This window comes from Corynebacterium sp. CCM 9203 (assembly GCF_041357675.1).
Classification (GTDB): Bacteria; Actinomycetota; Actinomycetes; order Mycobacteriales; family Mycobacteriaceae; genus Corynebacterium.
In genome coordinates this window covers 366979-382776 of the sequence record NZ_JAUERY010000002.1, presented here as the reverse complement: position 1 = coordinate 382776, position 15798 = coordinate 366979, and the positions used below count along the sequence as shown (strand labels likewise).

Annotated in this window: 13 protein-coding genes; 12 read left to right on the top strand and 1 reads right to left on the bottom strand. The window is 64.0% G+C overall.

The genetic code is table 11. From position 1 onward, the window contains the following. Positions 1-55: 55 nt before the first annotated feature. Positions 56-613: a hypothetical protein gene (locus tag QWU44_RS05080; RefSeq protein WP_370914610.1), complete on the top strand. Its 558-nt coding sequence runs from the start codon at positions 56-58 to the stop codon at positions 611-613. A 190-nt stretch (positions 614-803) separates the two neighbouring features. Beyond that, complete coding sequence (locus QWU44_RS05075) at positions 804-3395, top strand: heavy metal translocating P-type ATPase (RefSeq protein WP_370914906.1); 2592 nt, start codon at positions 804-806, stop codon at positions 3393-3395. 33 nt (positions 3396-3428) lie between these two features. On the opposite strand, the gene QWU44_RS05070 is transcribed toward QWU44_RS05075, so the two are convergent. Then, positions 3429-4595: an NADP-dependent malic enzyme gene (locus QWU44_RS05070; RefSeq protein WP_370914609.1), complete on the bottom strand. Its 1167-nt coding sequence runs from the start codon at positions 4593-4595 to the stop codon at positions 3429-3431. A gap of 157 nt (positions 4596-4752) precedes the next feature. Here QWU44_RS05070 and hemE point away from each other — a divergent pair, with 157 nt between their 5' ends. From hemE to rfbB, 10 genes are all read left to right on the top strand, one after another. Next, positions 4753-5826: a uroporphyrinogen decarboxylase gene (hemE, locus tag QWU44_RS05065; protein ID WP_370914608.1), complete on the top strand. Its 1074-nt coding sequence runs from the start codon at positions 4753-4755 to the stop codon at positions 5824-5826. 121 nt (positions 5827-5947) lie between these two features. Then, a complete protein-coding gene (locus QWU44_RS05060) occupies positions 5948-7372 on the top strand; it encodes a protoporphyrinogen oxidase (protein ID WP_370914607.1) in 1425 nt (474 codons plus the stop codon). Positions 7373-7596: 224 nt separating this feature from the next. After that, positions 7597-8913, top strand: a complete 1317-nt coding sequence (hemL, locus tag QWU44_RS05055) for a glutamate-1-semialdehyde 2,1-aminomutase (RefSeq protein WP_370914606.1) — start codon at positions 7597-7599, stop codon at positions 8911-8913. A 37-nt stretch (positions 8914-8950) separates the two neighbouring features. After that, positions 8951-9553 carry a histidine phosphatase family protein gene (locus QWU44_RS05050; protein ID WP_370914605.1) on the top strand — a complete coding sequence of 201 codons (603 nt, stop codon included), beginning with the start codon at positions 8951-8953 and terminating at the stop codon, positions 9551-9553. A 2-nt stretch (positions 9554-9555) separates the two neighbouring features. After that, a complete protein-coding gene (locus tag QWU44_RS05045) occupies positions 9556-10158 on the top strand; it encodes a redoxin domain-containing protein (RefSeq protein WP_370914604.1) in 603 nt (200 codons plus the stop codon). A gap of 11 nt (positions 10159-10169) precedes the next feature. Then, positions 10170-10976, top strand: a complete 807-nt coding sequence (locus QWU44_RS05040) for a cytochrome c biogenesis CcdA family protein (RefSeq protein WP_370914905.1) — start codon at positions 10170-10172, stop codon at positions 10974-10976. A 191-nt stretch (positions 10977-11167) separates the two neighbouring features. Beyond that, positions 11168-12781 (top strand): cytochrome c biogenesis protein ResB, encoded by a 1614-nt coding sequence (locus QWU44_RS05035; RefSeq protein WP_370914603.1) that lies wholly within the window; start codon positions 11168-11170, stop codon positions 12779-12781. A gap of 102 nt (positions 12782-12883) precedes the next feature. Then, positions 12884-13873: a c-type cytochrome biogenesis protein CcsB gene (gene ccsB, locus QWU44_RS05030; RefSeq protein WP_370914602.1), complete on the top strand. Its 990-nt coding sequence runs from the start codon at positions 12884-12886 to the stop codon at positions 13871-13873. Positions 13874-14110: 237 nt separating this feature from the next. After that, entirely contained in the window at positions 14111-14749 is a 639-nt protein-coding gene (locus QWU44_RS05025; protein ID WP_370914601.1) for a LysE family translocator, read from the top strand. A gap of 40 nt (positions 14750-14789) precedes the next feature. Beyond that, a complete protein-coding gene (gene rfbB / locus QWU44_RS05020) occupies positions 14790-15794 on the top strand; it encodes a dTDP-glucose 4,6-dehydratase (protein WP_370914600.1) in 1005 nt (334 codons plus the stop codon). The last annotated feature ends 4 nt before the right edge of the window (positions 15795-15798 follow it).

The window sequence follows — 15798 nt, the reverse complement described above, 5'->3', positions numbered from 1 at the left end:
ACGGGCATGAAGAACTTATCCGCATGATCCACGTTCCCGACGACAGGACACCCGTATGACGCTGCAGACCGGGCGGCCCCAGGAGACACCGTCCACCACCATTCCGGAATCTGTGAGACTCGCCGTTCAGCTCTGGTGGGCGATGGTGCTCTTCGAGATCATTCACCAGGTGTTCAACGTGGTGATTGGTTTGATCGATCCCTCCGAGGTGAAAGCCAACGTGGATTTCGGACAGACCGCCGGAGTTCCCGTCGAGGCGGTGATCACGGTCGCTATCATCATGGCCGGGGTGCTCGGTATCGGGATGATGATGTTTCTTGGTTTCGCGGTTTACTCCTACGCCAGGAACAGTGACAGGAAGTGGCTGCGGACGCTGCTCGTGTTCTTCAGCGTCTACTTCGTGATCCGTGCCGTCGTGGTGTTCACCGCGACGCCGACGGGTACCGCAGTACCGACGGCACTCTACCTCGTAGACGGTAGTCTGCAGATCCTCACGGCGGTCGCGGGTGTCCTCGGCATCGTCTTCAGTCGTCGGGGAGATGCGCTGGAGTGGCGGGAGAAGCGGGATTCCGGGGACCGGGGTGGCCGGTCCCCGGATGATTCAGGAAAGTAACCGGGAAACTCCGTGTCCCGTGCCCGGTTCCGGGTAGATTCGAAGATCGAGGACACCCGCTTCCCGGGGAACCGGGATGTTCACCTTCCGACCAGCACCAGGAAATACCGTGACCCCGAAAAAGGATGCCCCCGCGAACACCGGTGGTTCGATTTCCCAGAAACGTACCCACGACAGCACTCCGAAAGACCTGAGAGCGGCGGAACGCCAGGTTGAGGCGGCGATCGCCGAGGCCAGGAAAGCCGCAGACAAGGCGGGTCTGGGTAATCGTACTGACGAGGAGTCGCTCCACCTGCGCCTGGCTCGCCGCTCAGGTGGTGGTTGGACGTCTTTCGCCCTTGAGCTGGAGGGGGTGAAGTCTGCGGTGCACGTCACCGAGATCCAACGTGCCCTGAACAATATCGACGGTGTTCGTGCGAGTGTGATCTATCCGACGTCGACGGCGTGGGTCACGGTCCCCGACGACGTCAACCCCGAAGATCTCATCGAAAAGCTCGCGGAGGTCGGGGTCAAGGCGTACCTGACCCGTTCATCCCTGCGGCGGCGTGCGGAGCGTCTTGAGATCGCCAACCGTCGTAAACGGTTGGCCCAGCACCGGCACTCACGGTCGGGGCTGTCGATCCGGGGACTGGGGCGGCGTCCGGGACAGAGACACTCCCGGGAGGAGGAGCAGGCGTGTCGGGACAGAGGGAGGCTGCGCTCCGATGTGCGCACTCTTCCCCGCGAAGCGGAACCGACCGATGTCCTGTTCACCGCCCGTGCGTTGATCACCCCCCTCCGATTCCTGATCAGCCTGCTGCTGGCCATTCCGGTTCTCGTGATGAACTATGTACGGGATCTGCAGTTCGACTACTGGCAGTGGACCTGCCTCGCGCTCGCGACCCCTGTTGTCCTCTGGGGTGCGTGGCCGTTCCACCGCGCGATGGTCGGGGGCCTCCGGCGGGGCATGTCGGCTCTCGATGCAGCGAGTTCCGCAGCGATCCTCTCCGCATATCTGTGGTCGGTGATGATACTGACCTTCACGAAGGCCGGTGACGTGGGGTGGACCTCCGCACCTGAATGGCTCGCCGTGAACCACTCGATCTTCTCCTCCGGGGAACTCTTTCTCGATGTGGCCTGCGGATCGACCGTTCTACTCCTCGTGGGTCGCCTCGCCACCCGGTCGGGCCGGAACTCTCTTCTCGACGAGGAGGGACAGGACATCGAGTCCGCGGTGTCCGAGGTGACTGTCGTACGGAAGAACACACGCAGCGGTAAACCGGTGAAGAAGAAGATCCCTCTGCAGGAGATCCGCGTCGGAGACGACATCATTGTTCCAGCCGGAGAGGTCATCCCCTCCGATGGGAAGGTCATCGGTGGCGCGTCGACGATCGTTCCCGGTCTCATCGGTGGCGGCAGGCAGACCCTCGACGTCAAGGTCAACAGTGACGTCTACGCGGGTGGCGTGAATCTCGGAGCGCCCCTGAAGATCCGTGTGCAGCGCACCGGCTCCCGTACCCGGTTGGCCAGCATGCACAGGTGGATCGCTGAGGCGTCGCAGTACCAGAACAGGTCTGCCCAGTTGGCCACCCGTTCGGCGTCCCTTCTCGTACCGTGGGCCCTCAGTCTGGCTACCCTCGACTTCGTGCTGTGGTGGTTGATCAGCGGAAACCTGAATGCAGCGTTCGCCACGGGCCTTGCCATTCTCGCCTGTGTCGGGCCCGTGGGGCTGGCGTTATCGACACCGATCGCGATGCGCCTCGGAATCGAGACCGCCGCGCGACGTGGGGTATTGATGCGCAATGCGGAAACCATGCGGGAACTCGACGAAGTCACCACCGTCATCTTCAACCGGGTGGGAACCCTGGCGAAGGGCGAAATGGGATTGGAGACCATCACCACGGAGGCCGGTGAGAATCCGGAGCTCGTGCTCCGCGTCGCCGGTGCCCTCGCCATGGAGAGCGATCATCCCGTCTCCAAGGCCCTCGTCCGAGCGGCACGGGAGGCTCGTGATTCCGGCGCCGGTGGTGATGAGATCCCGCACTGGATCGAGGTCAACCACGTCCGGATCACGGAGGGCGGAAATTTCTCCGGGCAGGTCGATATTCCGCTGCCGGACTCTGACGGAAATCTGGAGATTCGCACCGTTGAAGCGATGCTCTGGCGTCCGCGTGACCTCTCGGAACTCGATGGTCGTCTCGCGACGGCCTCGGTTTCCGGCGGTACCCCGCTCGTTGTGAGCTGGAAGGGAAAAGCCCGTGGAGTGATAACCCTCTATGACAAGGTCAAGGAGGACGCGATCGATGCGATCGCGGAGCTGGAGAACCTTGGCCTGGAGACGGTGATGCTCACCCGTGACACCTATCCTGTCGCCCGGCGTTTCGCCGACAACCTCGGCATCTCGAAGGTTCTCGCGGGTATCTCCCCCGGCAAGAAGGACATCGCGGTGCGGAGCGTACACGCCCGTGGTGAGACCGTCGCGATGATCGGTGACTCATCCGTCCTAGGCTGTCTCCGCGTCGCGGACATCGGTGTCCTGATGGGATCTGCAGATGACCTTGACCATGAGGAAGCGGATGTCGTGCTGTTGCGTGACGATGTCGAGACGGTTCCCGAGATGATCGTCCTATCCCGGCGAGTTTCGGCGCTCGCGGACCGGAACATCATCCTCGCCTGGGCCTACAACGGTATCGCGATGGCTGCGGCAGCGGCAGGTGTTCTGCCTCCGATGGCGGCGACCGTGCTCATGGTCGCCTCGTCCCTGATCATCGAGTACCGCTCGCAGCGGGTCCGGAAATTCTGACCGGACCCGACTGACGGGCCGAGCGCCCTGGAATCAGTTCTCCACCAACGCAGCGGCCTGTACCGCGGTACTCACCGCTGGTGCCACGCGGGCGTCGAGAGGCGAAGGGACGATGTAGTCCGCATCGAGGTTCTCTGCCGCGATCGCCGCGATTGCCCGTGACGCCGCGAGTTTCATCGCCGGGGTGATGGCGGTCGCCCGGGCCGCCAGAGCGCCCTGGAAGATACCGGGGAAAGCGAGCACGTTGTTGATCTGATTCGGAAGGTCACTCCGCCCGGTCGCCACAACAGCCCCGTAGCGGCGGGCCAGATCCGGGGCGATTTCCGGATCCGGGTTCGCCAGGGAGAACAGAATCGGATCCGGGGCCATGAGTTTCAGTTCCTCCTCGCGAATGTGCCCCCTGGACAATCCGATGAATGTGTCCGCACCGGCGAGAGCCTCGGCAACACCACCCATGACGCGGCGCGGGTTGGTGATACGCGCGAGTTCCTGCTTCACGGAATTCAGGGGTGTACGGTCCGGGTGGATGATGCCCCGCGAGTCGAGCATCACGACGTCCCGTACCCCGGCGTGGACGAGCATCTTCGCGCACGCGACCCCGGCTGCACCCGCGCCCGAGATCACGACCTTCAGGTCACCGAGCTTCCGGTGCAGGAGAGTGCACGCGTTGCGCAGTGCCGCGGTGATCACGATGGCTGTACCGTGCTGGTCGTCATGCATGACCGGAATGTCGAGGGCATCGATAAGTCGCCGTTCCAACTCGAAGCACCGGGGCGCGGAGATGTCTTCCAGGTTGATTGCCCCGAATGACGGAGCCAGTGCCACGATCGTCCTGAACAGTTCATCGACGTCGGTGGTGTCCAAGACCACCGGAATAGCGTTGAGGCCGGCGAAACGGCCGAACAGTTGAGCTTTTCCCTCCATGACAGGCAGTGCTGCCTTCGCCCCGATGTCGCCTAACCCCAGGACGGCGCTCCCGTCGGAGATCACCGCGACGTTGCGGCCCGCCCAGGTGTAGTCGTGTGCGAGTGCGGGGTCCTCCCGGATCGCCTCGCACACCCGCGCGACGCCGGGAGTGTAGGCGATGGACAGGTCGTGGACGCTGTCCAAGGGCCTGCGGGACGAGGTTCCGATCTTGCCGCCCTCGTGCGCCGCGAAGATCTCAGCGTCAGTCAGTGTTGTCGGATGATGGTCGCTCATGCCTGTGTCCTCTGTTGGGGGAAAGAAAGGTGACGTCACTATTTAAACTCTCCACAGGACGTGAAGGTGTGCTTCAGAGGAGGAGTGTGAGAGAGGTCTCGCTCCGTCGCGCCGGTGATCTGGCTTTACGGTCTGGGTGTCAGGCAGGATGGGAGTCATGACAGCATCCACACCGGCGGCCCGCCGCTCGCTCGACAACGCTCCCCTCCTTGACGCCGCAGCAGGCCGGACCCCTTCCCGCCCGCCGGTGTGGTTCATGCGGCAGGCCGGGCGCTCCCTCCCGGAGTACCGGAAGGTCCGCGAGGGTATCGCGATGCTGGATTCCTGTTTCATGCCTGACTTGCTCGCCGAGATCACCATGCAACCCGTCCGCAGGCACGACGTGGATGCGGCGATCCTCTTCTCCGATATCGTCGTCCCTCTCAAAGCGGCCGGTGTCGACGTCGAGATCGTCCCCGGTCGTGGCCCCGTGGTTGCCTCCCCGATCCGCAGCCGAGCCGACGTTGACGCCCTCCCGATCCTCGATCACGAGATCGAACCCGTCGCCGCCGGCATCGATCTCATTCTTGACGAGCTGACCGACACCCAGGCACTGATCGGGTTCGTCGGCGCCCCGTTCACCCTGGCCAGCTATCTCGTCGAGGGCGGGCCCAGCAAGAACCACCAGGTGACCAAGTCGATGATGCACGCCGACCCTGACACCTGGCACGCGCTCATGCGCCGCATCGTCCCCACCGTCACCGCCTTCCTCCGCACCCAGGTCACCGCGGGAATCGACGCCATGCAGTTGTTCGACTCCTGGGCAGGATTCCTCACCGAACGCGACTACCGCGACCATGTGCTGCCGTACTCCACCGAAATACTGGCGAGCATCGCTGGCGAGATCCCGCGCATCCACTTTGGTGTGACCACCGGCGAGCTTCTCGGCTCCATGGCGGAGGCCGGCAGTGAGGTCATGGGCGTGGACTGGCGCGTGCCCCTCGACAAGGCGGCCCGCCGGGTCCGCGCCACCAGCGGACCGAAGGTTCTCCAGGGCAACCTCGACCCCGCTCTCCTGTTCGCCGGAGAGACGGTTGTCGAACAGGAGATCGCCCGCATCCGCGGGGAGGCTGCCGCCGCGATCGCCGCGGGCGACGCTACCGGCCACATCTTCAATCTCGGCCACGGTGTGCTTCCCGACACCAACCCCGAGGCGATCACCGCCGCCGTTGCCGCGATCCACGCCGGGTAGAATTTACATTCCCCACCTGCCCGGACCCGCGGGAACCGGTGCGTGTCGGGGTACTAGGCTTGGTCGGGGACCACGCCCGTCCGCTATCACGCACTCTTCCCACAGGAGCACTGTTTAACCCGTGAGCACCTCGTACGCCATCATCGGGGCCGGTCTCGCCGGCCTCACCGCCGCCCGCGAGATCCGTACCCTCGCCCCGGACGCACACATTGACGTGTTCGAGGCCACCGATCGCATCGGCGGCAAACTGCACACCGTTGCTTTTGATGCGGGCCCGACGGACATGGGTGCAGAGGCATACCTCGCGTTCCGCGCGGACGCCACCGACTTCTTCACCGAACTCGGACTCGCTGACCGCATCGTGCACCCCGGGCCGCACACCTCGATGATCTACTCCGGCGGGCGGCTGCACCCACTCCCGCACGACACCGTGATGGGAATTCCTTCGGTCTCGGCAGCCCTCGGGGACCTCATCGGAGAGGACACCCGGGCGCGTATCGACGCCGAGGGGGACGCGCCGGGCATCGACTGGACGGTCGGGGGAGACACGAGCGTCGGCAGCTTGGTGCGTGAGCGCTTCGGGAATGACGTCGTCGATCACGTTGTTTCGGCACTGCTCGGCGGCGTGTATTCCTGCCCCGCGGATGAACTCGGTCTGCGCGCCACGGTTCCGCAGCTCGCCGCGGAACTCGACGCCCTCGCCGAGGCGGGGGAGTCCGTCACCCTGAGTCGGGCCCTGAAGAACCTCGACGAGAAGAAACAGGCCCGCAAGACCCTCACCCCGAAGGAGAAACTCACCCCGGAAAAGACTCCCGTGTTCGGTGCGTTCCGTGGCGGGTACGCGGAACTCTACGAGGAACTCGCGGAACAGTCCGGGGCGGACATCCACCTGGACACCTTTGTCTCCGGGATTGTGCCTGATTCGGGGAAATACCGTGTCACCGGCGCCGGTGACACCGTCTACGACCGGGTTCTCGTCGCCGTGCCCGCTCCCACTGCCGCCGTCCTCCTGCGTGGGGTCGCCCCGGCCGCCGCGACCGCAGCACGGGATGTGAAACTGTCCTCATCCGTCGTCGTCGGCATGCGTTTCGATTCCGCAGACGGACTACCGGACCATTCCGGGGTGCTCATCGCCGCCGACGAACCCGGCATGCACGCCAAGGCGTTCACCTTCTCGTCGAAGAAGTGGCCGCACATCGGTGAACGGGGAGGGGCCTTCGTGCGCGCCTCCTTCGGCACCTTCGGTGACGATTCCATGCTGAAGATCGATGAGGACGAACTCGTCGATCACGCCCTCGACGACCTGCAGAAAATCACCGGATTCGACGGGCGCGCTGCTGGTCTCTCCGAGATCTACACCCAGTACTGGTGGGGTGGGCTACCCCGGTTCTCCGACACCCATCTCGCCACCGTCGCCACCGTGCGAGCGGCGCTCGACGAAATTCCGACCGTTGCGGTGTCCGGGGCCTGGGTCGACGGTGTGGGTGTCCCGGCGATCATCGCCGGAGCCCGGGCAGCGGCGCGGAGACTCGTCGAAGCCAGTTAGCTCGTGTGCTCACGGGCACATCGTCACCGGGATCGGTGAAAAACAAGGACCGGCCCTGGGCTCCCACACGAAGGTGGGCAGTGGAACCGGTCATGTTACCGATGATGCTACCGCTCATGGCGTTGGGCGCCAAGAACCAAGTTCTCCGGTACGGAATGGCGTGCTGCCGCCCGAGGTGCCGCACAGGACGTGGAACCCGCGTCGGCACCGCCTACAATGGCCCCATGACTTCACGCTTTCCGACGTCCCAGAACACCGACGGCTCTGCACGCTGGTTCGAGCGTGCCCGTGCACTCACCCCGGGTGGAGTAAACTCGCCGGTCCGGGCCTTCGGTTCGGTCGGCGGGCAGAGCCGTTTCATTGCTTCGGCGAAGGGCAGTCATCTCACGGACGTTGACGGTAACGACTACGTCGACCTGTTCTGTTCCTGGGGTCCGATGCTCATGGGGCACGCGCACCCGGAGATCGTCGCCGCCGTGCAGGACGCCGCCACGCGGGGCCTGAGCTACGGCGCCCCCACCACCACCGAGGTCGAACTCGCCGAGCTCGTCGTCGAGCGCACCAGTGTCGATGAGGTTCGGTTGGTCAACTCCGGCACCGAGGCCACCATGTCGGCCGTCCGCCTGGCGCGCGGATACACCGGGAAGGCGAAGGTGCTGAAGTTCGCCGGCTGCTACCACGGACACGTCGACGCGCTGCTGGTCTCCGCAGGCTCCGGAGTTGCCACGTACTCCCTCCCGGACTCGCCCGGAGTCACCGGGGCGACCGCTCAGGACACGATCGTCGTGCCCTACAACGACCTTGACGCCGTGCGTGCCGCCTTCGCCGAGAACGACGGTGAGATCGCCTGCATCATCACCGAAGCTGCCGCCGGAAATATGGGTACCGTCGCCCCGGTGCCCGGTTTTAACGCGGCACTGAAGGAGATCGCCCACGACAACGGTGCGCTCCTGATCATCGATGAAGTGATGACCGGGTTCCGTACCTCCTACTCCGGTTGGTACGGCGTCGACGGGGTCGCCGGGGATCTCACGACCTTCGGAAAGGTCATCTCCGGAGGCCTGCCCGCGGCTGCTTTCGGTGGGCGGGGCGACATCATGGAACATCTCGCTCCCGGCGGATCCGTCTACCAGGCGGGCACACTCTCCGGGAACCCCGTCGCCGTGGCCGCGGGGATGGCGTCACTGCGGCTGGCCACCCCGGAGGTCTACAACACGGTGAACGCCAACGCCGACCGGCTCGACGCCCTCGTGTCCGAGGCACTGACCCGCGAGGGGGTGGCGCACCACATTCAGCGTGCCTCGAACATGCTCTCCGTCCGTTTCGCTGATGGAGAGGGCCGGAATTTCGCGGACATGCAGGCGGCCGATACCTTCCGCTTCCCACCGTTCTTCCACGCGCTGCTGGACAACGGGGTGTTCGTCTCCCCGTCGGTGTTCGAGACCTGGTTCGTCTCCTCTGCGCTCACGGACGATGACTTCGCCCGCATAGAGGCCGCCCTCGTTCCAGCGGCGAAGGCCGCGGCTGCGGCCGCCGCCTGACCCAGTCCACGTCCCACACCACGACCGAAAGCGCCCCATGAGCACCACGATCGTCCATCTTGTCCGGCACGGCGAAGTATTCAATCCCGAACGCATCCTTTACGGAAGGATTCCCGGATACCGGCTCTCGAGTCGGGGCCGGAGTCAGGCCGCATGCACGGCGGCGAGTTTCGCGGGGCACGATGTCACCGTGTTGCGTGCATCGCCGATGCAACGGGCTCAGGAGACCGCAGAGCCAATCTCCGGGATCACCGGCTGCGACATCGACACCGATGATGCGCTGCTCGAGGCGGGGAACCGGTTCGAGGGACTGCGTACGAAAGGCTGGCGGTCCCAACTGTGGAATCCGACCCGTTGGCCGTTGCTGGCCCGTCCCTGGGCACCGAGCTGGGGAGAGCCCTACACCGAGATCGCCGAGCGCATGATGGGGGCTGTTGAACGGGCTCGTCGTGACGCGGAGGGACACGAGGCGATTCTGATCAGCCATCAACTGCCCGTTGTCTGCGTCCAGCGCACCGTACAGGGGCTACCGCTCGCTCATCTCTCCCGTCAGTGCAACCTCGCCTCCGTCACTTCCCTCGTATTTCAGGGGGACGAAATCAGCGACATCTACTACACGGAACCCGCGCAGGAGATCTAGTGATGCACCGCCACCCCCGTTCTGTCCCTGCCGTTCTAGCTGCCGTGGCGATCCTGCTCGCCGGATGCTCATCGTCCGGTGATGGAGACACCCCAGCTCAGAAGGCGGCGACATTCCAGTTCGCGTCGCCCGGTGGTGCGCGTGAGATCACCTATCCGGAAGATGAACGACGACCCGTCACCCCGTTTTCCGGTGAGTCTCTCCAGGAACCGGGGAAAACCATTGACCTGGCGGACTATGAGGGGCAGGTCGTGGTACTCAACGCCTGGGGTCAGTGGTGCGGCCCGTGCAGGACGGAGTCCGATGACCTCCAGCTCGTGCAGGAAACCATCGAGGGCCGCGGTGGCACGGTTCTCGGTATCAACGTCCGGGACTATACTCCGGAGATTTCCCGAGACTTCATGGAGGATAACGGGCTGACCTACCCTTCTATCTATGACCCGCCGTTCAAGACTGCGGCGGCTCTCGGCGGAGTGCCCGCATCAGTGGTACCCACCACCATCGTCCTCGACCGGCAGCACCGCCCGGCAGCGGTGTTTCTCCGGGAGATCACCGCCGACGACATCCTCGCTGTCACCGAACCCCTCTTGGAGGAATCGCGGTGACGGGCGACTTCATCCTGCTCGCCGATTCCGGATTCGGGTCCCGGTTTGCCGAAGCCGCCGTTTCCGGTCCGCTGTTGCTCGGTCTGCTCGCTGCGGCGCTCGCCGGATTGGTGTCCTTCGCCAGCCCCTGTGTGATTCCGCTCGTCCCCGGCTACATGTCCTATCTCGCCGGGGTGGTCGGTGGTGAGATGGAGTACTCGTCGGACACCGGGCCCCGCGTCGCGAAGCGCGGGCGGTGGCGCGTCGCGGGCGCGGCCCTCCTCTTCGTCCTCGGATTCACCGTGATCTTCGTCCTGGCCACGGCTACCGTGTTCGGGGCGATACGGGCACTCACCCTGAATGCTGAACTGCTGCAACGTGTCGGGGGTGTGGTCACCGTCGTCATGGGTATCGCGTTCCTCGGTTTCATCCGGCCACTACAGTCCGAGCACCGTCTCCATCCGCGTCAGTGGTCAACCTGGGTGGGGGCCCCACTACTGGGTGGTGTGTTCGCTCTCGGGTGGACCCCGTGTCTCGGTCCGACGCTCGCTGCGATCATCTCCGTTTCGGCAGGAACCGAGGGAATGACGGCGGCCAGAGGAGTCGTGCTGATCATCTTCTACTGTCTCGGTCTGGGGCTTCCGTTCCTTCTCGTGGCCCTTGGCTCGGCATCCGCGATGCGTGGGGTTGGCTGGTTACGGAAGCACTCCCGGGCCATCCAGATCATTGGGGGAGTGACTCTCATACTCGTCGGTCTCGCTCTGGTGAGCGGACAGTGGGCACACTTCATCAACTGGGTTCGACAGTGGACCGTGGAATACGGTGGGGTGCTGATCTAGGGGAACACGTCGACACGGCGGGAAATACGGCGTTCCGTGGAGCCGGACGACACAACCGATGGCGGAGCCGCCCTTCAGATTCGCGAATGAGGTTCCGGGTGTGACGGCTGGTAGATTGACACGTCGATGACTCAATCCGGGGCGCAGCCACCCCGGCCCCTGTTTCCTGTTGGAGGACGAAGACCCCGACGATGTTGACCACCCTCTCCAGGTATCCGCTGAAGGCATGGCGCTGGCTCACCAGCATGCGCACCGCCCTCGCGTTGCTTTTCCTCCTCGCCCTCGGTGCGATTCCGGGAGCCCTTCTGCCGCAACGGCAGCTCAACGAACAGACGGTCATGGACTATATCGCGGCGAATGGCAGGGTCGCGCAGATCTATGATCGGCTCGAACTGTTCGATGTGTTCAGTTCTAGTTGGTACACCGCGATCTATGTCCTGCTGTTCATCTCCCTGATCGGCTGTATCCTTCCCCGTTCTTTCGAGCACTACCGGTCCATGCGCAGTCGGCCGGTACGTACCCCGCGTAATCTCTCACGGCTACCGTTGCACGATTCCGGTGAGGTGCCGAAAACCCCGGATGAGGTTCTCGCGGAGGCTCGTGGTCTGCTTGGGGGGTGGCGTGTTGCGGAATATACCGCGGATGAGGATCGTGCTGGGGCACGCTCGTTGTCGGCGGAACGCGGGTACGCGCGTGAGTTCGGCAATCTCGTGTTTCACCTGGGTCTGGTGGGCATTCTCTTCACGATCGGTCTCGGCAGATTGGTGTATTACGAGGGACAGGTGATCGTCGTCGCTGATGGAGAGAACCCGCAGTTCTGTAACACGGCTTTCGCGAACTACGACTCCTACAGGTGGGGGACTCTGGTCGATGGCACCGACCTCTCACCATTCTGCGTCGAGGTCGAGGATTTCACCGCGGATTATCTGCCGAACGGGCAAGCTGAGATGTTTACCTCCAATGTCCGGTGGGCGAAGGGCGACGACATCTTCACCGATCCCTCAGCGTGGCACCCGTATACCCTTAAGGTGAACCATCCGCTGAGGATCGAGGGTGACCGGATCTATCTCCAGGGACATGGATTCGCCCCACAGATCACGGTCACCTGGCCCAACGGTGAGTCCCGCTCGCAGACCGTGCAGTTCCGTCCCGACGATCTCACCTACTTTCTGTCTTCTGGGGCGATGCGGTTCGATCCGCCGGCTGGCATGTATCCGGATCTGTTCGAGCGGCGGCAGAACCAGATTGGTATCCAGGGGTTGTTCGCCCCTACTGCGGAGTTCACCGGGGAAAACAATGAGCTGTTGAGTTCAGCGTTCCCGGCTATGCGGGATCCGGCGGTGGCTATCGACATCTACCGTGGTGACACAGGTCTCGACGCGGGACGCGGGCAGAGCATCTTCAGTCTCGATTCCGGCCAGATTCACAACGGTGCTCTGCAGAAGATTGAACGCGTCAATCTTCTGCGGGGCGAATCGGTGACTCTGGACGATGGCACGAAGGTGACGTTCGATGGCGCGCACGAGTTTGTTAACTTACAGATCAGTCATGACCCCACCCAACGGTGGGTTCTCGTCAGCGCCGTCGCGATGCTCGGAGGGCTCATCCTCTCTCTCGCGGTGAAGCGTCGACGTATTTGGGTCCGGGTGCGTGCCACTGAGGAAGGTATTACCTTCGTTGAGACGGCGGGGTTGTCCCGCACGGACAGTGCCGGATGGGGCGAGGAACACGGACGTTTCCACCGTCGTCTTCTGGGTCTGCCGGAGGATCTCGATGAGGGGGAAGATGAGCAGGACCCGACCTGAATTGCCGGGTGGAATCACCCCGATGAGGTAGCGTAAGCTGGCCTTTTGAACATCCGTGGCCCCTTGGCCCGGCGAGAACCCCGTAACCGAGAGTTGGACTTGATGCCCGTCAACAGCAATCTGGCATATTTCTCCGATCTGTCATACCGGACCGCGTTCGCGATCTATGTCCTCGGACTCGTTCTCGCACTCGTCTACTACATTCGCCGGTCCAACCAGGTGTCGTCCACCACGATGACAGGTATCCGTGAGCGGGAACTCGTCGGTGTACCCGGGAATGGAACCATCTCCGCGTCCTCTCAAAAGGCGGAGACTGGACGGACATCGGCGCGTAGTGTCGAGAAGCTCGGGGGCATGGTGCAGTCGTTGCTGTGGCTCGGCCTCATCCTGCAGGGGGCATCGATTGTACTGCGTGGCCTGTCCGCCGGTCGGTTCCCCTGGGGCAACCTCTACGAGTACATTTCACTGGTCACCTTCCTCACCATGGCCATCGCAGCAGTCGTCATCCAGCGGAAAGACCTACGCGCCATGTGGCCATGGCTTCTCGTGCCGGTGCTCATCCTCATGTTCTACGGTGGCACGAAATTGCATGTCGCCTCTGCGCCGGTGGTCCCTGCACTCCGGTCGTTCTGGCTGCCGATCCATGTCTCGATCGTCTCCTTCGGCGCCGGAATCTGCATGCTTTCCGGGGTGGCGTCGCTGCTCTACCTCTTTCGCCAGGTCCAGCCGAAGGGCGAGGAGCGCGGCAGGATCGGAGAAATACTCCGGCCGCTTCCGGGTGCCGACACGCTGGACCGGATCGCCTACCGTACCGCAGCCTGGGCGGTGCCTGTTTTCGGTCTCGGCGTGATCCTCGGTGCCCTCTGGGCGGAATCCGCGTGGGGCCGTTTCTGGGGGTGGGATCCCAAGGAGACGATGTCCTTCGTCACCTGGATTCTCTACGCCGCCTACCTCCACGCCCGCTCGACACCGAGCTGGCGCAAGGCGGCGCCCTGGATCAACATTGCGGGTCTCACGGCGATGGTGTTCAACCTGTTCTTCATCAATCTGGTGACCACCGGCCTGCACTCCTATGCGGGTCTCCCCAACTGACTCTCCCACCGGGTGCATGGACCCTCCCCGTTTGCGGGGAGGGTCTTCTGTGTGTCTGACCGGAGGTGGGGCTCCGGCGTGGAGCCCCAGGGGTGGGATTCCACGAAAAATCATCGAGACCGGAGAAACATAGGGCAGGTGTCGACAACCGGGTGCCCGTGAGCCTCTGTGGCGCCGGTGCTGTAGGGTTCTCGCGTAATCAATCAGACGTCCTACCTCACTCCGGAGTGATCCACCGTGCTTTCCGCTGTCCTTGCCCTGGGCCTGATCTCCGGTGTTCTCATCGCAGTTCCGGGGCCCAGCGTCCTGTTTCTCGTGGGGCAGGCACTCGCGGTGGGGCGACGTCCCGCGATGGCGGGGGTGGCGGGTAACTGTCTCGGTATCGCGTTCACGGGTGTCATCGTTCTGATGGCGGTGGGAACGATTGCCGCGACGGCAACGGGCTTCCTGACCATTCTGCGGTGGTTGGCCGTGGTGGTGCTCGGTGGTCTGGGTATCGTCTACCTGCGTTCCGCGTGGCGGCTGCACCGGGACACCGTAAGCCTCGACATCCCGGAGGTCGCGGACGGGGATACCGGAGTGAAGGCGGCGTTCGTCTCGGGTCTGTTCGTCGGTGCGTCGAATCCGAAGGGGATCATCATGTTCGGGACGATCGTCCCCGGCTATCTTCCGGTGGGGGCGGATCCGCTGCCCGGACTGATCATCCTGAGTCTGGTACCCATGGTCGTCGGGGTGCTTATCGACGCCGCGTGGGTGGAGACCGCGGCCCGGGTGCGAGGTTGGTTGACGGGGGCGAAGAACGGATTGGTGTGGATACAGGCGGTCGGTGGGCTCCTGCTTCTCATCATGGCGGGGTTCGTGGCGGCAGGTCACTGAGCAGGCCGTGCGGGGGATTCCGCCCCGTAGAATCGGCTGCATGAGAATCCTCGTCACCGGTGGAGCCGGTTTCATCGGCTCGAATTTTGTTCGCAGTACCCTGGACAAGCGCCCCGATGCCAGTGTCACTGTCCTGGACGCGATGACCTATGCCGCCAATCCCGCGAATCTCACTGGACTGGATCCCGCGCGGTTCGCGCTGTTGAAGGAGGACATCCGCGCGGCGGACCTTGTCGATGACCTCGTCGCGGAAACGGATCTGGTGGTGCATTTCGCCGCCGAAAGCCACAACGACAACTCGCTGCGTGACCCCTTCGCCTTCGTCCGTACCAATGTGGAGGGCACCGTCACGCTCGTGGAGGCTGCGGCCCGACACGGGGTACGGTTCCACCACATCTCCACCGACGAGGTGTTCGGGGATCTGGCGCTGGACGACCCGGCCCGGTTTACTCCGGAAACCCCCTACAATCCATCGAGCCCGTACTCGGCGTCGAAGGCGGCGAGTGATCACTTCGTCCGCGCTTACGTCCGCTCCGCGGGGCTTAGGGCGACGATCAGCAACTGCTCCAACAACTACGGGCCGAGGCAGCACCCGGAGAAGTTTATTCCCCGGCAGATCACCACACTGCTGGAGGGCGGAACACCTCGGCTCTACGGGACGGGCGACAATGTCCGGGACTGGATCCACGTCGACGATCACAATGATGCTGTCTGGGCGGTCATCGAGCGAGGAGAGGTCGGGCGGACCTATCTCATCGGTGCGGACGGGGAGCGGTCGAACCGCGAGGTTGTGGGGGATCTACTGGAGCTCTTCGGTCGTGACCGCGATGACTTCGTGCATGTGACCGACCGTCCGGGGCATGATCGTCGTTACGCGATCGACGCTGCCTCGACGACTGCTCTGGGGTGGAAACCCCGCTACACCGATTTCCGGGCCGGGCTTGAACAGACCGTCGACTGGTACCGGGACAACCCCGAGTGGTGGCGGGAGGCGCGCGCCGCCGCGGAGGCGAACTACGCGGAAACCGAGGCGGTCATCGGCTAGCGCC